The organism is Paenibacillus sp. 2KB_20 (assembly GCF_052115765.1).
Taxonomy (GTDB): Bacteria; Bacillota; Bacilli; order Paenibacillales; family Paenibacillaceae; genus Paenibacillus_AQ.
On sequence record NZ_JBFRHH010000023.1, the window covers coordinates 44083 to 63559 of the forward strand.

At 48.3% G+C, this 19477-nt stretch carries 22 protein-coding genes, 1 rRNA gene and 1 riboswitch; of the genes, 2 read left to right on the top strand and 21 right to left on the bottom strand.

What is annotated here, in order from left to right:
* Positions 1-81: 81 nt before the first annotated feature.
* From ispE to AB4124_RS32565, 9 genes are all read right to left on the bottom strand, one after another.
* Positions 82-936 carry a 4-(cytidine 5'-diphospho)-2-C-methyl-D-erythritol kinase gene (ispE, locus tag AB4124_RS32525; protein WP_379415558.1) on the bottom strand — a complete coding sequence of 285 codons (855 nt, stop codon included), beginning with the start codon at positions 934-936 and terminating at the stop codon, positions 82-84.
* Positions 937-1114: 178 nt separating this feature from the next.
* The gene (locus AB4124_RS32530; protein WP_076326546.1) at positions 1115-1297 is read right to left on the bottom strand and encodes a small, acid-soluble spore protein, alpha/beta type; all 183 of its coding nucleotides are present in this window, start codon (positions 1295-1297) and stop codon (positions 1115-1117) included.
* 230 nt (positions 1298-1527) lie between these two features.
* Positions 1528-1803, bottom strand: coding sequence for a biofilm formation stimulator Veg (veg, locus tag AB4124_RS32535; protein WP_006207415.1), 276 nt, complete (start codon positions 1801-1803; stop codon positions 1528-1530).
* Positions 1804-2093: 290 nt separating this feature from the next.
* Positions 2094-2996 (bottom strand): sporulation peptidase YabG, encoded by a 903-nt coding sequence (gene yabG, locus AB4124_RS32540; RefSeq protein ID WP_441975332.1) that lies wholly within the window; start codon positions 2994-2996, stop codon positions 2094-2096.
* A 113-nt stretch (positions 2997-3109) separates the two neighbouring features.
* Complete coding sequence (rsmA, locus tag AB4124_RS32545; protein WP_441975325.1) at positions 3110-3994, bottom strand: 16S rRNA (adenine(1518)-N(6)/adenine(1519)-N(6))-dimethyltransferase RsmA; 885 nt, start codon at positions 3992-3994, stop codon at positions 3110-3112.
* Positions 3991-4542, bottom strand: coding sequence for a ribonuclease M5 (gene rnmV, locus AB4124_RS32550; RefSeq protein WP_379415563.1), 552 nt, complete (start codon positions 4540-4542; stop codon positions 3991-3993). Before rnmV ends, rsmA begins: the two co-directional genes overlap by 4 nt.
* A 186-nt stretch (positions 4543-4728) precedes the next feature.
* Positions 4729-5916 carry a G5 domain-containing protein gene (locus AB4124_RS32555; RefSeq protein ID WP_441975326.1) on the bottom strand — a complete coding sequence of 396 codons (1188 nt, stop codon included), beginning with the start codon at positions 5914-5916 and terminating at the stop codon, positions 4729-4731.
* A gap of 271 nt (positions 5917-6187) precedes the next feature.
* Positions 6188-6402, bottom strand: a riboswitch (cyclic di-AMP (ydaO/yuaA leader).
* A 205-nt stretch (positions 6403-6607) separates the two neighbouring features.
* On the bottom strand, positions 6608-7372 hold the full coding sequence (locus tag AB4124_RS32560; RefSeq protein ID WP_098741212.1) for a TatD family hydrolase: 765 nt from the start codon (positions 7370-7372) through the stop codon (positions 6608-6610).
* A 95-nt stretch (positions 7373-7467) separates the two neighbouring features.
* Complete coding sequence (locus AB4124_RS32565) at positions 7468-8757, bottom strand: HD domain-containing protein (RefSeq protein WP_076326552.1); 1290 nt, start codon at positions 8755-8757, stop codon at positions 7468-7470.
* Positions 8758-9079: 322 nt separating this feature from the next.
* Here AB4124_RS32565 and AB4124_RS32570 point away from each other — a divergent pair, with 322 nt between their 5' ends.
* The gene (locus AB4124_RS32570; RefSeq protein WP_006207408.1) at positions 9080-9334 is read left to right on the top strand and encodes an AbrB/MazE/SpoVT family DNA-binding domain-containing protein; all 255 of its coding nucleotides are present in this window, start codon (positions 9080-9082) and stop codon (positions 9332-9334) included.
* A 268-nt stretch (positions 9335-9602) separates the two neighbouring features.
* On the opposite strand, the gene rsmI is transcribed toward AB4124_RS32570, so the two are convergent.
* The 10 genes from rsmI to AB4124_RS32620 form a co-directional block, all read right to left on the bottom strand.
* Positions 9603-10493, bottom strand: coding sequence for a 16S rRNA (cytidine(1402)-2'-O)-methyltransferase (gene rsmI, locus AB4124_RS32575; RefSeq protein ID WP_379415569.1), 891 nt, complete (start codon positions 10491-10493; stop codon positions 9603-9605).
* On the bottom strand, positions 10490-11257 hold the full coding sequence (locus AB4124_RS32580) for a tRNA1(Val) (adenine(37)-N6)-methyltransferase (RefSeq protein ID WP_441975327.1): 768 nt from the start codon (positions 11255-11257) through the stop codon (positions 10490-10492). Before AB4124_RS32580 ends, rsmI begins: the two co-directional genes overlap by 4 nt.
* Positions 11258-11458: 201 nt before the next feature.
* Positions 11459-11827, bottom strand: a complete 369-nt coding sequence (gene yabA / locus AB4124_RS32585; RefSeq protein ID WP_076326555.1) for a DNA replication initiation control protein YabA — start codon at positions 11825-11827, stop codon at positions 11459-11461.
* A gap of 32 nt (positions 11828-11859) precedes the next feature.
* Positions 11860-12660, bottom strand: coding sequence for a PSP1 domain-containing protein (locus tag AB4124_RS32590; RefSeq protein ID WP_076326556.1), 801 nt, complete (start codon positions 12658-12660; stop codon positions 11860-11862).
* Between the two features lie 56 nt (positions 12661-12716).
* Positions 12717-13703 (bottom strand): DNA polymerase III subunit delta', encoded by a 987-nt coding sequence (holB, locus tag AB4124_RS32595; protein ID WP_441975328.1) that lies wholly within the window; start codon positions 13701-13703, stop codon positions 12717-12719.
* An 81-nt stretch (positions 13704-13784) separates the two neighbouring features.
* Positions 13785-14228, bottom strand: a complete 444-nt coding sequence (locus AB4124_RS32600; protein ID WP_076326561.1) for a YaaR family protein — start codon at positions 14226-14228, stop codon at positions 13785-13787.
* A 334-nt stretch (positions 14229-14562) separates the two neighbouring features.
* Entirely contained in the window at positions 14563-14892 is a 330-nt protein-coding gene (locus AB4124_RS32605) for a cyclic-di-AMP receptor (RefSeq protein ID WP_006207400.1), read from the bottom strand.
* A gap of 64 nt (positions 14893-14956) precedes the next feature.
* Entirely contained in the window at positions 14957-15601 is a 645-nt protein-coding gene (gene tmk, locus AB4124_RS32610; protein WP_441975329.1) for a dTMP kinase, read from the bottom strand.
* An 89-nt stretch (positions 15602-15690) separates the two neighbouring features.
* Entirely contained in the window at positions 15691-17358 is a 1668-nt protein-coding gene (locus AB4124_RS32615) for an aminotransferase class I/II-fold pyridoxal phosphate-dependent enzyme (protein ID WP_441975330.1), read from the bottom strand.
* Between the two features lie 139 nt (positions 17359-17497).
* Positions 17498-17683: a sigma factor G inhibitor Gin gene (locus tag AB4124_RS32620; protein ID WP_071221101.1), complete on the bottom strand. Its 186-nt coding sequence runs from the start codon at positions 17681-17683 to the stop codon at positions 17498-17500.
* A 232-nt stretch (positions 17684-17915) separates the two neighbouring features.
* Here AB4124_RS32620 and AB4124_RS32625 point away from each other — a divergent pair, with 232 nt between their 5' ends.
* The gene (locus tag AB4124_RS32625) at positions 17916-18437 is read left to right on the top strand and encodes a hypothetical protein (protein WP_076326559.1); all 522 of its coding nucleotides are present in this window, start codon (positions 17916-17918) and stop codon (positions 18435-18437) included.
* A gap of 97 nt (positions 18438-18534) precedes the next feature.
* On the opposite strand, the gene AB4124_RS32630 is transcribed toward AB4124_RS32625, so the two are convergent.
* Together AB4124_RS32630 and rrf are read right to left on the bottom strand one after the other, a co-directional pair.
* Positions 18535-18972 (bottom strand): hypothetical protein, encoded by a 438-nt coding sequence (locus AB4124_RS32630; protein WP_339292085.1) that lies wholly within the window; start codon positions 18970-18972, stop codon positions 18535-18537.
* A gap of 359 nt (positions 18973-19331) precedes the next feature.
* Positions 19332-19448, bottom strand: a 5S ribosomal RNA gene (gene rrf / locus AB4124_RS32635).
* Between the last annotated feature and the right edge of the window lie 29 nt (positions 19449-19477).

Genomic DNA, 19477 nt, shown 5'->3' on the forward strand with positions numbered 1-19477 from the left:
ATATGTTAAATATAACACCTTTGTACGTATTTATACAACTTTGTTTGAAATTCGACCCCGAATTGTCAAACATAACCGTTTCTAAGTCAGTAGGCGAACGGCATACACTTCCTTACAGAATCCCCGCAGGCCATTGTAAATCCGGGCTACCTTGGATTCCTTGGAGACGAGACCGAAGACCGTTGGGCCGCTTCCGGACATGAGCGCACCGTCAGCTCCCAATTTCAGCATTCCTTCCTTCAGCTGCTGAACTTCCGGGTGCATCTTCAAGGTAACCTCCTCCAGCACGTTACCCAGCGATTGGCACATCTGCTGGAAACTGCCTTGCGTAAGCGCCTCGACCATGCGTTCAGCCGATGGATGGTGCTGAATCTGCTCGCTGCGCAAACGGCCGTACACTTCCGCCGTCGACACATTGATCGGCGGCTTGGCCACGATCACCCAGCACTGCGGCGGGTTTGGGATCGGCGTGAGTACCTCGCCGCGCCCTGTAGCCAGTGCGGTGCCGCCGGTTACACAGAACGGCACATCCGAGCCGAGCTCTGCGCCCAGCGCGAGCAGCTCCTCCTGGGGGATATCCAGTCCCCAGAGGCGGTTCAAGCCGCGCAGTGTTGCCGCTGCATCACTGCTGCCTCCTGCGAGTCCAGCGGCAACGGGAATTTTTTTGTCCAGGTGAATATGCACACCCTTTTTCACGTCATAGCGCTCTTTAATTAGTCTTGCTGCCTGAAAGGCCAAATTCTTCTCGTCCAGCGGTATGTACCCTGCCTGTGAGGTGATGATGATGGTGTCCCGCTTCTGTTCGGACATTTCGAGCCGATCGGCGAGGTCAATCATCGTCATGACCATCTCTACCTCATGGAAGCCGTCAGGACGTTTATGAAGTACATCCAGCATCAAATTGATTTTGGCCGGTGCTTTTTCGTATATTTTCAAGAACGTTCACCTATCCTTAGCTTTTCCCCATATGCTTGAACTTAACATATTCGAGGAAAAACATCTAATGCCTCTATATTAACAAACTCAGGCTTTGAAGTCATGGGACCGTTTGATGGGGTAAACAAACAGGGGCTTCCGCTTAACCGGAAGCCCCTGCCGCATTATGGTCTTTCTCTTACAGATCGGATTTGCTGGCTGCCCGCTCGGCGAGCTCAATCGCCCGCTTTACCATGTTGCCGGCATCCTTGGCCTTAATGCCTCCCCAGCCTTCTTTTTCCACGGTATCGTAGAATCCCAATTCCTTAGCTAATTCGGTCTTCAATTGATCGGACATAATGCTTCGTCTTCTCCTGCTCATCAATCCCGCCTCCTTGGAAAATGTAATTGAGTATGGCATGAACAGCATCCGGCGCGATTGCAGTGGCGTTTTACGAACCCCTGCAAGCTAACCTCCTTCACCGCATATGCGAATGAAGAAGGCCTCGCGCAGCCTTAGTATGTGTTCAACCCCCGCTTGTCATTCCCCGGATCGATGGCAACAAAAAACAGCCTCCCTGTTAGTGGAGACTGCTCTCTCATGACATATCGTTATGACTTGATATAGGTGATTCGCATCTCGTTGTCATCACCGGTTACCATGATTTCCACGGTTTCGGTCAGAATATCGGCATAACTGTAGGACACACGTTTAAAAGTTTGCTGGTCTTGATCCAGCTTCACAATGAAAACAGAAGGGTACGTTTCTTCCAAAACACCAGTACGCTCGACGGTCTTCCGACGGCCACCGTTAGCCCGAAGCGTAATTTTTTGCCCTAAATGGGCATCGAGACTGCGTTTGATTTCCAACAGCGCGTTTTTAGCCATTGTCGACGACCACCTCTTTCCTTGTCCATTATACAAAAGATTCAGTCATTTGTCAATTCAAAAACATTAATTATATCAGCATCAAAAATATATTGTCAACGTATTTTTTTTGACCCTGGATTTCTCGTGTGCATTTGCTTTAATATGCGCTAAATTGACAAGCTTTATGTATTTTTTTTGACAACTTTCTTAAAGAATTGAAACAAAAAATAAAAAAACCCCAACTTGTGGGGTTCTTCTCTGTTCTTTCTACAACGACCTATTACACCTCTTTTAGAACGCAATATGAGCTAACTGACCGAAGGCGTAACCTTCAACGTGGACAAATCCTGCAGCTTTGGCAGACCGATCCGGTAGCTGCCTCTCGTCTCGATTCCGCCCACGCCCTGACTGCCGCTGATCGTATGATGAACGACATCATGGATGTTGACGGTATCCCTGACTGACGTATAGGCTGCCTTAGCGGCAACGTAGACAGGATCCAGCGCATGGATGAGGATTCGCCCTGGCGAGCTGGCAAAATTGGCTCCCGCCTGCAGCAGAGCTTCAAAATGCGACTGACACGCCCCAGCCACAATGACCAGGGAATCCAGATTCCGCTCATATTGACGCGCTACCTGAATCGCCGTGACGAAGTTGTGTGAATTCTTATAGCTGTCCAGGCTATATAAATCGTATGGCTGTCGTCTCTTCAGAACTCCATCATGACCTGTAATTACCACGATATCAGGTCTTACCCGCGGAAGAAGACGATATAATGAATCGGCCATCCCCGACTCATTGATATAATGGCCTTCCGCTGGGACCCGAAGCTGATTGTACAAGGTCAAACTCTTCTTCAGGTATTGGGGATCTCCATCCAAATGCAGCACCTTGCCCGGCACGTCAAAATATCCTTTTTCCGCAAGCTGTCCGCCTTCAATATTGCGCAGGCTGGCCAGTTGACGCTCACTCTGCTCCTGTCTGTGCTTCTGCAGACGGTCCAGCGACTCATTGGCTTTGATCTGCGCCTGCTTTGTACGTTCGCTTAAGTTGGGATGCGGGACCGTGACCAAATCATCAATGGGAGCATCGGCAAGTAACCGAAATTCTGTCCCTTTGATGACGATATTATTATTTTTCCGCATGCCTTCTACCCGGAACGTTACATCGCCGCCGTAGGATTTACGAACGACCAAGTCTCCCAAGTTCATCACAACATCACCCCTACCCTATGGTATGGGCCACTGTGACTATTGGTTCTTACGAAACATCAATTTATCGCGTTAAGGCCTTCGCGGGCCCTATGGGCTCTCTAATGGCTGTATTAACGAATTTCCGCGTTGTACAATATGTTGCTGAGCCGGGCATACTCTTCAATACTAAGGGTCTCACCGCGCCGTGAGGGCTCAATGCCCGCTTCCTGCAGCAGCTGCTCCAGCCGTTCACGGCCTTCTCCCGGAAAGAACCGGCTCTTCAGATTGTTGGCAATCGTCTTCCTCCGCTGTGCGAAAGAAGCCTGAACCACCTCGAAGAAGAATCCTTCGTCTTCTACACTAACAGGAGGCTGTTCCCGGACCGCCAGGCGAATCACGGCCGAAGCGACATTCGGCTGCGGAATAAACACCGTATGCGGCACAATACAGACCAGTTTAGGCTCACTGTAATATTGAACGGCAATGCTAAGGCTGCCATAATCCTTACTTCCCGGTGCCGCTGCCATCCGCTCTGCCACTTCTTTCTGAATCATCACCACGATATTTTCCAGCGGCAGCTTTTCCTCCAGCAGTTTCATGAGAATCGGTGTCGTCACATAATACGGCAGATTCGCAACCACACTTACCTTCGATACGCCCGCAAAATCCTGACGGAACAGCTCATGAAGATCCACCTTCAGTACATCTCCATGGTGCACCTTCACATTCTCATAGGGCTCCAGGACCTCCCTCAGGATGGGAATCAGGCGCTGATCAATTTCGACCGCGGTGACGGTCCCTGCCGTCTGCGCCAGCTTCTCCGTTAATGCACCGATACCAGGGCCGATCTCAAGGGCTCCCTTATCCTCATCCAGTCCTGCAGCTTCCACAATTTTATACAGAATATTCTGATCAATAAGAAAGTTTTGACCCAGACTCTTCTTGAAAGAGAATCCATGCCGTGAGATGATCTCCTTCGTCCGTCTTGGTGTTGATATATCCTCGATCCGATTCATTGGCTTACGCCCCCTTCTTCCAACTGTGCAAGTGCGGCCAGAAATTCTTCACGTGATATTTGAAACATGGCCAGTCGTTTATGGAACTGCTTGCTATTGCAATAACCGATCCCCAGCAGATTACCCATCGTCATACGCCTTGCTGCCGCTTCCGGATGAGCCGATAATCCGGCCTCCAGCATGTCCTCCAGACTAATCAGGCTCTCTCCACCCTCGAAGGAGGTATGGACCCGCTCCAGCGCACGCCGTATCGCCTCTGGCGAGGCATTCTCCACGCCGATATCCCCTTTGCGGGTAGCATCCGCCTCCGGGATAAAGGCATGCTTACAGCCGGGTACGCCCTGATCCACGATTTTGCGGATCCGCTCCCCTGCATGGTCAGGATCCGTAAATATAATGACGCCTCTGCGCTCCTGAGCAAGCGCTATGCGTTTCAGGATTTGCTTGTTGATCGCTGATCCGCCCGTTTCGATCGTATCCGCTTCTACGGCCCGTTTAATGGCAACGGTATCGTCTCTGCCTTCCACAACAATCACTTCTTTAATCATGCGTTTGTTCTCTTCCTTCCCAAGCAAAGCCACGCTTGTACAACTTTAGATTCAACCATCTTAGCTCTGTATACTCCGTTCTTAACAAAACAAAAGAAGAGGAAATACTCCCTCTTCTTCATCATTATATATTATAAGCTAAATAGTATAGCATTAGAATGGCATTGTAAATTGGAATTCATGCGTCTAGTTCAATTCAGGTTTAACCGGACCGATCACATAAACGGTGCGGCCGCTCTTCCGGCCGAAACTCGTGGCCGATTTGAGTGAATCATAATAAACATCGATTTTGTTGCCTTTGATGGCGCCGCCCGTATCTTCTGCACGACGGAAGCCAATGCCTTCGATATAGACCCACCATCCGATCGGGATGATATTAGGGTCAACGGCGATGGTGCGCCCTTCTGTAACGCGTGTGCCGGATGCAGTGCGTGTACCGATTCCTTGTTGCTCAGAAGAATACGCCGTCATCGACACATTGTTCAATACCTTGTTGTATTTAAAATCAACGCCTGCCCGAGAAACCACGTTGTTCTCAACAGCCTTGGCGGTTGTTACTTTCTTCGTGCCGGACAATTTGGCCGGTGTGGCTTTCACATCGGTGGCGGCCGCCTGAACAATGACGGGCTTCTTCACCTTTTTCGTGCCTACGGCAATAATTTTATCCTTCGTTCTGCGCTCGACTTTTTGGGAGACCTTCGTCTTCGAAACCAGCTTGCCATTGTGGTAGACCTTCTCATAATGGTTCACCATGAGACCGGACTCGCCCCGCTGAATCACGCGGTTATCCCCTCTTTCAAGCGATGGGTCGGCTGTTTTGATCACACGGAATTCCCGGTCTTCCGTCTCCTTAACTTTTTGTTTCGTGACGCGGACGACATGGATATTCATATTGCTGGTCAGCTTCGTGTTCTGTGCCGGTTGTACTATATCTTCACCCTGGATCGTAATACCAGCCTCTTTAAGTACATGATCAACCGTATCCTGGGATGTAAATATGGTTTTAGTTGTGCTGCCTACTGTAACTTTAACTGGAATTGCCCGTTCAATGATGATCCGATCTCCATCCTGGATCGCGCCGTTTAAAGGCATCGAAATCTGATCCTGAGGACTCAACGTGATCGCTTGCTCATCCAGCAATTCCTGCAGCAATGATCCACGTGTTTCTACTGTGGTGACACGACCATCGACGACAAGCTGAACCTCCTTGCCTGCCTGATCATGTACGACCAACGATATGAGAAGTGATACCGTAACGGCACCCATGGCACCGAGCAACATCAGTTGACGCAAATTGTCATGCTTCCATCTCAATGCGTAAGACATGCTGGATGATTGTGATTCATGGGTTTCTTCAGGTTGAAAAATGCCCACTATTCCATCCTCCTTCATAGTCCCGCCGTCTAGGTAAACGCATGAATGCATTTGACGTGACTATAGCAATTTTTCTCACAAGGCGCCCTGCTATCTATCTACACCCTGCGTCAATTCCCGTCATTTCGTCCATCTACCACCACCCCTTGTTTACCAAGAGTATGATGATCCCTTCTCCATTATTCAAAAATAAAAGAAAGCCAATGAAAGAGTACTAGAGGCTCTAACGTGGCTTCCTGATGATTAGAATCATGGAAATGGTATGCACGAGATTTCCCCTCTTATTTCGCTTACGGAGTTAGCTGTCGGGTTCGGACGTAAGAGAGACGCCCTAGATCCGGATACCCGCTCATGGCGAGATCCTTCAAATTCACCCCAAAGACCCGAAAAAGAAATCAAATACAGCTGCGTGCATTCAGACCAGTATGCACGGCGGTATCGGTTCCCCCGTTCTCCAGAATTCCGGAGATTAAGCGAGACGGTTCATGAAATATTCGGCTACGATCTGCACATCGCAGCTTCTTATCACTGAAAAGATGATATCCTGTTTACATGCAGGTTGTAAAGCAACATTCAACCACATTTTCTCATGTAAAAGGTTAAATTATTGTAATATTGACGCCTTTTCTGATTAAAAAACTTTAATTAATCGCGATTGCTCTCTTTTTCATCGCTTTTGCTCTCTTTTTCGTTAAATACCAAATCGTTCCAGTGCATTTTTGGTGGTAATTTGGGCCAATTCCTCATAAGACAACCCTCTAATCTCGGCTGCGGTCTCCGCCACCAATTTCACATAAGCGGTCTCATTTCGTTTCCCACGGAAGGGATGAGGCGTCAGGTAAGGGGAGTCCGTTTCGATCAATAATCGATCCAGCGGAACCTGCGCCAATACCTCTTTGGGCTGCTTTGCATTCTTGAAGGTAATCGGCCCGCCAAATGAAATATGGAATCCCATATCGAGACATATTTTGGCGGTTTCCCAGCTTCCGGAGAAGGAATGCATGACACCGCCCACTTCGGAGGCCTTTTCCTCCCGTAAAATTTTGATAATATCTTCATGCGCATCCCGATTATGAATGACAATCGGCATGTTCAGTTCCCGGGCAAGTCCGATCTGACGCCGAAGCACTCGGTGCTGCACTTCTTTTGGAGACGTATCCCAATGATAGTCCAGGCCGATCTCTCCAATAGCCACCACTTTCTCATGACTGCATAAAGAGGCGATCCAATCCAGGTCCTGATCCTCCATGGTAATCGCATCTACAGGATGCCAGCCCACTGCCGCATATATAAAATCATAAGTCTCTGCCAGCTTCATCGTAGTCGGGATCGTCTCCCGGTTAAATCCGATATTGATCATCCGGGTCACGCCGGCTTCAAGCGCCCTCTGAATTGCTTCCTCCCGGTCTTCGTCGAATTGGGGAGCGTCCATATGAGTGTGCGTGTCGAACAACATAAGATCCACACTCTCCTTCCTGTCGTTTCTGTGTCGTATATCTTCCATTAGCTGGGTAAATTGCAAATGTACCAAGCTTTGACTATTCCTCTAGGTTAATGTTGTTGCTTGAAAACATCGGCTATCTTCTCCGGCATCTGAGCCAGCAGCGGAGTCACTTTCTCTTCCGGATAATAAAGATGGTACCGTCCTTTATGAATACCGCTGATCGAGCGTACAATATCGGAAACCTCCGAGATTTCCTTCAGCTCATCATGCCGATCCAGAAGCAGAATCTGTTTCTCGTTAAGCGGCATATCGGAATGAACTTTATCATAAGGAAGATCGGTTGGAAAATCAATCTCCAGGTCATATTCCGGATGTAATCCCACGGCACGGAACGCTTGGCGTATCCGGTCGATGGTTTCCAGATCAATATTGTCGATTTCTACATATTTGTAGAGCTTTCGGTGCATGAAACGACCGCATAATTCGCTAAGGAGCTTGTCTTCCTCCTCCGTCCATTGCAGAAAGGCCGTTTGGATCAGGGCTTCATCCAGACGCAGGTATTGACTCACGTCAATATGGCCCGCAAACAACGCAGGAAGCGGTTCGACCATGAACCGAAAGGCATATCCGCTGTCATGCAGTTCCTTTGCCCGGCGAAAGATTTGGCGCAGGATGATTTCGGAGCTTCGAGTGACGGGATGAAAATATACCTGCCAGTACATCTGATACCGTGACATCAGGTAATCCTCCACGGCGTGCATGCCCGATTCCTTCACAACGACCCGATCGCGGTATGGCCGCAGCATCCGCAAGATCCGGTCAATATCAATCGTTCCATAATTAACTCCCGTATAATACGCATCCCTTAGCAAATAATCCATCCGGTCTGCATCCAGCGGACTAGTGACCAGGTTTATCACAATCGGCTTATCGTAGGTTTTGTTAATCACGGAAGCCACTTTCTCGGGGAAATCCGCTCCGAGCTCACGCAGTACCTGATTGACGCAAGTATCCCCGAGCAGGATCCGGCATGTCCAATCCTCGTGATTCATATGAAAAGCTTCTTCTATAGAATGAGAGAAAGGGCCATGCCCCAAATCATGCAGCAGAGCCGCGCAGAGCGCAACTTGCCTTTCCTCGGCAGGCCAATCGGAATACCCCCTCCGTTCGAATTGAGAGATGATTCTTCTCGTAATTTCATAGACTCCCAGTGAATGGGAGAATCGGCTGTGTTCGGCCCCATGAAAGGTCAGAAAAGAGGTTCCAAGCTGTCTAACCCGGCGGAGTCGCTGGAATTCCGGGGTATCGATTAATCGCCAGATGATGTCGTCTTGCACATGAATATAATTGTGGACGGGATCCTTAAACACTTTTTCTTCCGAAATTGGTGAATACATTCCATCTCAACTCCTTATCGTTTCGATTGGGTTTTAGCCGATAAACACTTCTTTTGACATCTAATGTCGAACTGTGTCGAATAAGGGAAAATTGCGCTTTCCAAATCGACAAATCAAAAAATGCAGCAATAATTGGTTCGATTATGGTAATTACGTTGCTATATAAGGGTTTTGTTCACTATACTTTCGTAAATAGGTTCCGATTTTTCAAAAATATAGGTTGACTGTTTTGGGAATCGTTGGTACTATAAATAACATAAAAACTAGAACTATGTCGAATTATGACTTTTTTAAATTATGGCGAGAGGGGCATTTATAAGTTATGATGAAATCAACAGGAATTGTAAGGAAAGTCGATGAGCTTGGACGGGTCGTCATTCCGATCGAATTACGCCGTACGCTCGGAATTGGTGAGAAAGATGCATTGGAGATTTATGTAGACGGCGAACGCATCATGCTTAAGAAATATGAGCCTGCCTGCATCTTCTGTGGTAACGCTGAGAATGTCACTTACTTCAAAGGTAAAATTGTTTGCCATGAATGTATCTCGGAAATCCCTACACCTGTGACAAATTAAGATTTTTAGTATATAATAGCATTATTACATTTTGTTAATTCTAACCTTTTTCATATCTCCTTGGTGCCTTCCTCGGCTATGAACCCGGCCGCAGGAGGGTCTTTTTTTGAGCTTAAAGAATTTAAGTTTTCAGCGAAGCGAAAGCCATTCTTTATTCTCATTTATTGGTTTTGGGGTCCCCGCAAAGTATTTGGAATAAACATCGAAGCATAGGCTCCACTTTGTGGGGCTATTTTGTTATCCCCCTGCACCAAGTTAAGTATTATCACTATTCCGTCAGGAGCGCATTATAGATATCCCTCTTCGATACACCGCGATCACCCGCGGTTTTTTTCATGGCATCCTTGCGGCTTAGTCCTTCCCGCTCATAATGTTCCACATGCTCCTCCAGCGAAAGCTCCTGCCACCAGGCATTTTTCTCCTTCAGCTCCTCTTCTGCACTACCGGCTTCGACCACCAAACAATATTCCCCCAGCGGCGGATGCTCCGTGAGCCAGTCCAGGCATTCGGAAATGCTCCCGCGCAAGAATTCCTCATAGCGTTTAGTCAGTTCACGAGCCAAGGTCACCTTCCGATTTCCCAGTACCTCCTGCAAGATCTCCAGCGTCTTTTTCACGCGATGCGGAGATTCATAAAATAATAGCGTTCCCTGCGCCGTTTGCAAAGCTTGCAGCTGCTGAATGATATCTTTACGCTCCCGCGGCAAAAAGCCGATAAACGTGAATCGTTCGGTCGGCAAACCCGACACGATTAAGGCGGAAAGGGCGGCATTGGCCCCCGGGATCGGAATGACCGAAATTCCCGCCTCAATCGCAAGTGAAACCAGATCACTGCCAGGGTCCGAAATCGCCGGCAGACCGGCGTCGCTGACGAGTGCCACATTTTTTCCTTCTATTATATAACGTATAATTTCAGGTCCACTGGCCGCCTTATTATGCTCGTGATAACTAAACAGCGGCTTAGCCGGAATTTCGAAATGGGTCAGCAGCTTGCGTGACTGCCGTGTATCCTCTGCCGCGATAATATCGCATTCCTGGAGGATGCGTACAGCGCGATAGGTCATATCCTCCAAATTACCAATCGGTGTTGCCACCAAATACAGAGAACCCGGGCTTCCCTCTCCCTGATCGGCATAACTCTGTTGCACAAGATTTCTCATTCTTTCGTCTCATCCTTATGTGTTCCATAGTAAATTTCCATAAAATCTGGTCCGTAGTTTCCTTGCTCATCATATACGATCAGCGGGGGCTTCAGGCGAACCTCCGGCTTCCCGTCCCGAATACCCTCGATAAGCACCATGTTTGCTTCCATATTCACGCGCGGATGGACAAATCGGATGACTTTGGGCTCAATCCGGTATTTGCTCATCAAGGAGATGATCTCCGCTAGTCGTAGGGGCTTATGGACCATGCTCATCTTTCCGCCTTGGCGAAGCAGCTTTGCACAGGATTCAATCACTTCCTCAAGCGTACAGTGGATTTCATGTCTGGCAATCGCCTGGTGCTCATTCAGCTTCAAGTCGCTGCCATTCATCGGCATATAAGGCGGGTTGACCGTAATCAGGTCGTACGCTCCATATCCTTGTTCCTTGTATAGTTCCCGCAGATCGCCCTCTTGGATCGTGATCTGGTCCTGGAGATTATTCATCTCGACGCTCCGTCTGGCCATGTCCGCAAGTCTGGGCTGAATCTCAATCCCCTCGATCAGCGCACCTGTACGAGTCGACAGCAGGATTGGAACAACCCCGTTTCCCGTGCACATATCCAAAATACGGCCCCTGCGCGGTATGCTGGCAAACCTGGCGAGCAGGACGGCGTCCATGGAAAAGCTGAATACCTCCTCACTCTGGATGATGCCAAGCTCATGGGTGAGCAGATCATCAATCCGCTCGGATGATTGCAATAACACTTCTTTCAATTTCATAGTTTCAACCCTTTATCTCCAAAATTCCAAACACGCGTTTTTGGTGTATCGGCTCTCTACATAGTACCTGATAAAATGAAATACACAAAAGGCTGCTCTTCACATTGCATGACAAGCAGCCGGTATTTGTTCAATCGCGATCCTTACAGTATAACCTTTCCATTCTAGAAAAAAACCGTAGGCAGTTTCTCCTACGGCTTCTTATTTATTCAAAAAAGACAAGCAGAACAGGCAATCCCCTTCCGTCCGCAGATGTCCATAATAGACATTGCAGATGTGGAAGCCTTCATGATACAGCCGAGCCAGGTTATCATACCCCTCGCCGACCACATCTTCATGTGCCTCATCCTTCACATGAGGCTGAGGTTGTAAAGCCACTGGGTTTTCCAATTCTGCCGGATTGACTTCCCGCTTTAAAATTTTCCGGAGCTGTTCATTTTCAAGACTGAGGCGATGGTTCTCTTCCAGCAGTTCCTTGATGACCAGCTTAAGTCCACCCAGTTCACTGTGTATATTTCCCATCTGTGTTTCCAACTCTTGAATGAGCACAAAAATGTTTTTCTTCTCCAAGTCTACACCCCGAAAATAAACATTCTATTGGACTATTTGATGACAACGTCGTCCATTGGAAGTTCCTTAACCTTTCCAATTTCAAACAGTTGAACATGAACCGTCCGCTTATCCGCATTCAGTCCGACTACTTTGCCTTCTCCAAGCGAAGTAATGACCAATTTTCCCGCGGATGGAAGCTCTTCTTTCACGCTTTCATAATTATCATGCTCAAACTTCAGGCAGCACATCAATCTTCCACATAGCCCGGAAATTTTAGTCGGATTGAGCGATAGGCTTTGATCCTTTGCCATCTTGATCGATACCGGCTCAAAATCACCAAGCCATGAGGAACAGCACAGTACGCGTCCGCAAGGTCCAAGACCGCCGAGCATTTTCGCTTCATCACGAACTCCAATCTGGCGAAGTTCGATTCTTGTACGGAATATACTGGCCAGATCCTTGACCAGTTCACGGAAATCCACACGGCCTTCGGCCGTGAAGTAGAAAATGATTTTGTTGCGGTCAAACGTAAATTCCACATCAACCAGCTTCATTTTCAGTTCGTGATCCCGAATTTTATTTAAACAGGTGGTGAATGCATCCTTGGCCGCTTGTTTGTTCTCTTCAACCACACGGGCATCAGAATCACCAGCGATCCGAATGACCTTCTTGAGTGGAAGGACAACGTCCGATTCACCGACCTCCTTCTTTCCTATCACAACTTGACCATACTCAATGCCTCTCGCGGTTTCCACAATGACGGATTGTTCCTTCTCCACGGGCAGGTCGAGCGGATCAAAGTAATATATTTTGCCCGCTTTCTTAAAGCGGACACCTACTACACTGTACAAAAATAAACCCCCTTGTGCCTGTACATAATGGCCATTCTGCGGGCCTGGGGGTGTGCTCACGCCGGAGTGTTACCGCCCAAACCCATCAATAACTGCTCTAAACTGAGCTGTCCATTGACATTATAGCGTAACTTCTTCTGACACTCTGCGGCCAAATCCATGTATGACACCCACTGTGCTGTGCTGCGGGCTGATGCATGACCAGAGATATACTCTGCCTGATCTATGAAAACGAGAGACTCTTTCCTTCCATACTGGACATGGATCATGTCCTTAAACCATAAATGAAACATACTGAACAATAGGTCCAGATGATCAGAGAGCTCGGTTTTGAACACTTTTTGACTCGCTGTGATAATTGCTGAGCCACTGCGGTTCAAAGACTCCTTACCTAATTGTAACACTAGGTTTCTAATTTCTGCAAACCAATTCTCACTCAATATTTTCCTGCACTCATCAAGTCCTGACGAAAGATGAACTGCGCAGCGTACAAGTGCGGCAGGATAACCTTCCCCTACAAGAACCTTCTCCATCATCTGCGGATCCAAAGCCCGGAACGGAACCTGCTGGGATCTCGATTGAATGGTAGGCAGAAGGGCTTGTCCATTCTCGGCAATCAGAATAGCTACAGCCGGCGCCTGGGGTTCCTCCAGAAATTTCAACAGACTGTTGGCTGCCTGCGTGGTCATCTTCTCCGCTCGGTCAATAATATAGACTTTGGGATTTCGATTCTCCGATCGATAAGAGAATATACGCTGAAGATCACGGATCTGATCGATCTTAATGCTGGCTCCATCAGGCTCAACCAACGTCAGATCGGGATGATTGCCATGATCTACCTTGCGGCATTCCAAACACTGCCCGCAGGCATCGTCTTCAAGTTCCGTACAAAACAATGCCTTGGCAAACGTAAGCGCCATCTGCATCTGTCCGGCACCATGGGGGCCGCTAAACAGATAGGCATGACTGACCGCATTACGGCGCAAGGCATTTTGCAGCAGTTGCTTCGCAGTCTCTTGACCTACGATATCATTAAAAGACATAAGTCCTCACTTTCTATCAATCCTCATGATCCTCCAGACTTAGCAGTCATGAATCACGATCCGCTTCCTTGCTTCTTGCGATTAGAATACAAGATTGATCAGCATGCCTCGAATTTCTCCAACCTTGTTCAATAGATCAATTCTCCCCTGCTCCGTATCCAGCAGTTCATCCGCCATCGCGAGCAGCGCAGAATCGACTTCATCAATTACATTATAACGCTTGCCGCGTCCCCGGCGGTCCCAGCCGCGCGTTTCCTTCATTTTCACACCGCGACGAACCGTTTCCTCCAGGAATCGGCGAACCATCAATTTATACGCTTTTAGCTCCCGAACGGTCATCACTTTTGCCAAACGATCGCCTTGCATTGCAATTTCACGCATTTGACGACTCAACTCTTCATGGGTCGCGCGTTCTCCCTGCTGCTGCATCATATCCGAGAACGATCGCTGCTGAATCGGTCTGGCGTTGCCATCCGGCACCGTGAGTTCACTTTTCATGGGCCGAAAGCCCGGATTGATTTTCATCTGATCCACCGCCTGTTGCGTATTCTATGCATCTAATAAAACGGAGGCACCTGGTACGTTCATATCGAACAAACCTATGCCTCACGTGAACGTACCTTGAAATGGTTTGATTGTCAAGCGATTCATCGATAATTATCGATGAATTAGGTGATTTTCCGGAATCCATCGAGATCATCCATCTATTAAAAGCATCTCCCGAGTGCAGCGATCTACGGTAACTATTTTTATTATGATACAGAAGTGCTTCAGAAGACTTGGGTTACAGGAGAACACAGCCGTCAAATATCCCAATAAAAACATCCGTTACGTATCTATCGCAGATCCAGAAAATGAATTAGAAATGCTCGAATCGTTCTACAGGGAGGACAAACACCGTTGCGCCACCAACCTGTACTTCGACCGGAAGCGGCAAGTAGGAATCGGTTGTACCACTCATTGGGGTTACCGGAGTGACCAGCTGTTCACGAACCTTACAGCTTGTGCGAATGACGCTGAGCACACTTTCAACCTGTGAATCGTCTACCCCGATCATAAAGGTGGTGTTCCCCGCCTTCAAGAAGCCGCCTGTACTTGCAAGCTTTGTTGCCCGAAAATTAGCTTTGACCAATGCGGCGGAGAGACGGTTGCTATCTTTATCCTGGACAATCGCAACAATCAATTTCATGGTAAACCCTCCTTGTTTATTTGGACATCATATGTCCTTAACACTACTTATTTGACAAACAACCTCAAAAATCCTTTAATATCGCGTCTTCCAAGTGACGAATCATTTCTCTTTCCACCTGAGCCGGCGTCTTGGAAGCATCTACAATGCGAATTCGATCCGGATTACGCTCTGCTACCAATAGATAGCCTTCCCTAACCTTCTCGTGAAATGCCATGTTCTCCATATCCAGCCGATTTAATTCCCGTTCTGCATTCGCCGTGATCCGTGACATGCCAATCTTCGGCTCCACATCGAACAACAGCGTTAGATCCGGCATGCGGGTATCGATCGCAAATTGATTGATGTTCCATACTTCCTCCATGCCCAGTCCGCGTGCATATCCCTGGTAAACCAGACTGCTGTCCACGAATCGGTCACACAGCACAGTCAAGCCCTGACTCAAAGCTGGCTCCACCTTCTCCACAAGATGCTGGCGGCGGGCAGCCGCATACAACAATGCTTCAGTACGTGCATCCATCGCGGTATGCTGCGGATCGAGAATAATAGAGCGGATCTTCTCCGCAATCTCAATGCCGCCGGGCTCGCGTGTAATCAGATACGGGATCGAATGATTCTGCATAAAAGCGGCGAGTCTGCCCATCATAGTCGTTTTACCGGATCCGTCTCCTCCTTCGATGGTAATAAATAGTGGTCTGCGATTAGTCATAGCGTATCCTGCTTTCATCATTTGTTGATCGTGGAGCTCGATATTATACGCTCCGGTATATTTACCAACGTATAGTGGAGTCTCTTCCTTCACGTTTCCTTATAAACGACAATGGTTTGCAGCGCTGGATCGGATATCCCCTGGCATTTCGCCCCTGCATTCCTTAATGCCAGGAGCCTCTGTTTCATTCCCGCTGAGATTTCTTCACCTGGGTATAAGATCGGTATACCTGGCGGATAGGGAATAACCATCTCCGCTGCCTTACGCCCAGCGCTCTTCTCTAACGGCACCAATTCTAACCTCTCCCTGTCAATCGGCTTCAGTGAGAAAGGAATTGGGGCCGAATAAGGAATCTCCGAGGGCAAATTGTTCCACGTGGAAACATCGGAGACTGGTCTTGCTTCAGTTAACAAGTTAGCATCGACATCGAAATGGATAGAATCCATTTTCTTGTGGTCTACTCGCGGCTCATAATTCACGAAATCCCCCTGATCCCGCAATGTCCGGATCAGTAATTCCGTGCTCTCTGCCGTAGTGCCTGATTCGGTTCCGATGCCTTCTGTCTTCTCCCCCTGCTCTACAATATGCACAAGAGCCCATAAGACGTGATTCGCATCTTCCCGAGTGGATCCCAGCGTAAACAATAAGACGACGTGCAACTCGTCGCTCATCTCCGGCACACAGCCGCGCGCCTCTAGCTCGCGCTGGAGTGCATACCCGCTCAGGGACCTGGTGCGGTCATATATCACCGCTTTGAACGGGTCCTGGCGAGTATACGCCGCTGCGGCTATGCCCGCGTCGTGGCCCCTGGGCTGCGGCGGCTGCAGCAGCCCGAACCGCGGCAGCTTCGCGAGGCCGCGCCGGAAGGCCTTCACGGCGGCCAGGCCAGCCGTGAAGGCGTCTGCGCCTTGTGTGTGCAGCAGGCGCCGCGCCAAGTCCAGTGAAGCCATGAGCGGGTACGAGGGGCTGGAGCTCTGCACCATGGCCAGCCGCTGGCGCAGCAGGCTGCGGTCGAGCAGCCCGCCCTGTACATGCAGCATGGCTCCCATCGTCATGGCGGCTAACATCTTGTGTGTGGATTGAACCACACCATCCGCGCCGCATGACAAAGCGTTCATAGGCAACTGGAGGTGCTGTCCGTAATGAGCTCCATGCGCTTCATCCACGAGTAGTGGAATGCCGAACTCATGGCAAGCTTTCGCTAGCGGCTTTAAGTCGCTCCCCATCCCGTAGTAGTTCGGCATCGTGATGATCGCCCCCCGGGCCTCTGGATAAGCCTCAAGAGCTGCTACGAGTGTAGCTGCAGAGGGAGCAACGGCTAAACCGCTCTGCTTGTCCAGCTCCGGTTGAAGAAACACCGCCCTGGCACCGGCCATCATCAATCCGTTCAACACGGACTTATGTACGTTCCGCTGTACAAGTACAATATCGCCCGGTTCACGGCAAACCGTCAGAACTAATGCCAAATTGCCGGCTGTACTCCCGCCCACTAGGAAGAAGCTTTCCTCTGCACCAAAACAATCTGCGGCCAGTTCCTGCGCTTCCTGAATAACGCCTTCAGGATGAAATAAATCATCGGTTCCGGTAATTTCCGTCACATCAATGCGCATGGCCTCTCGCAGCATCTCCGTAGTCTTACCTTCTCCCGCATATGCCCTGCCATTTTTATGACCAGGTACATGAAAAGATGAAGCCCCACGTTCACGATACAACATTATAGCCTCTGCTAGTGGGGCACGCTCTCTATGTGTAGTCATCGATATATCCCTTCGGATTACATTCTCTAACCTATTTTAACGCAATTTGAAACCTACGCCTACGTCTCCAAGCACGGAAAGTCCCCTCTAAACAAAAAAAGGCCTTTTATTCAGGCCCAATTGACGCGTGTACCCGCGCCTATGCATTTTTCGGCATGGCAATTTGTTTTAATTGACGGATGAAAAAATGATATTTGGCATCTTCCGCGCTGGTATGAACGATTTCGGATTCACATTCCTCACATACGAATTGCGAAACAATGGTAATCCCCTCTGTCTTCGTCTGATTGCATATGATACACACGTGTTCGGTCAATTCTTCCATAACCATCCCACCTTGATCCTTTTCCTATTAGTATGACACAGTTTCTATTATTTTAAACCTTTTCATAGGATATCGGTCTACGCTTTATGTATATGTACCCCTTGGTGGCCTTGTGTCTGTACCTTTTTTTTCAGCTTAATAAAAATATGATTTTGTCCGATAAAAACATAAAAGACTTAAATTTCCCGTCTATCGTAATTTACTTCTACTTAAAGGGGGACAGTATAGCCCAATGGCAGATCCACATGGTCAAGCCACCTTTTATCACTATCGATTAATTAAGAAAATCCAACTTTCCAAAAGCTTGCTCATCCTCTACTTAACTCTGCCTTGGCTTGCTGCGGCTGCAGGGACATTTTGGGTGTCACCGTATTTCCTGCTCTATCTGCTAATCGCCTTTCCGCTTATGTTATGGATCCAATATGTCGTCGGGCATACCGTGCTCGTCCTATTGGGAACAAGCTACCGGAAACGTTGGCGCTTCCGTCTGAGGTTCCCTTGGCTTGGTTATATACCGGATCAACACGTCAGCCGTCGCGTATTTAATTTAGTGCAGTTCTATACCTGTTGGGTAGGGATTGTCTTAAGCGCTATCATGGCCTTCTGGTCACCGCTGCCTTTTGCCATCACGCTTTTGGTCTGGCATCTGTGGTTCCTTCTCCCGCGCGGCTATACCATGCTGCGTCTAAGCGGCCAGCGTAAAGATGGCATGTTGAAAATGAATGAGCAGGACATCTCCTATTACCAGCAATAATATTAGAGTTCTGCGTCCATCACTACATAGCGCTATAAACCCTATTTTTCGTTTCATCAATGAATAAAGACCTCATTCCGAAGTCGGGAAGAGGTCTTTATTCATTGGCTTTATTGCTTTCCAATCCTTGTATGGCTTGTTTTTTAAGCTGACTCGGAACCGTAATTATAAGAAAATCGTCATGCACCGATAGGTGGACGATACTTTTCCCTTTTTCAAATACTAACGAAGAACCTTCATCTTCAACTTCCTTCTGCTTCCATCCCCAGGACTCAATCTCTTCCAGGTAGGCTTCAGGGATGCTGTCGTCTCCCTTTAAGCCTGGAAGCGCATACCGTACATAATCCAAGTCACTATTGCCTGTTGTTTGCTCCGTTTTATTCGCTTCCTTCGGAACCGGGAATGACTTCACATTCGCCGCGCCGTCAAAGGTTTCCCAGCTTGGTTCTGCGGATGCCCCACATCCGGATCCGATCAACAATATCGTAACCGCACAGATCATCTCTGCCACATGCAGACCACGTTTACACAACATGTAATTGTCCTCCTTCCCCCACAATAACCGGTCTCCAGATGAGTATTCGTAGTTGGTTGGTTAATGGAGAACCTTCCAATCAGGCCTTATTTCCTACAGCCTGCGCAAATCGGTAATCACTACCCGATTTTGCCTAATTCAATTATACTGATTTTTGGCATGGTATCGGTAACAAAATTTTCATCTGTTTACGTCAATTTTATGATTATGTTATATAACAGAGAAGCTGCTGACATCACGCTACAGCATATATCCTTAGTCGGACAATCTCTAAATCTGCATTTCATCTAAATATCCAAAAAAAATTCTCATAAAAAACAAATAAAAACCACCATCGATTACATCGACAGTGGTTTTTCGCTTGGCGACGTCCTACTCTCCCGGGACCCTTCGGTCCAAGTACCATCGGCGCTGGAAGGCTTAACGGTCGTGTTCGGTATGGGAACGCGTGGAACCCTTCCGCCATCGCCACCAAACGGTTCAGATGCTTGATCACCTGAAAACT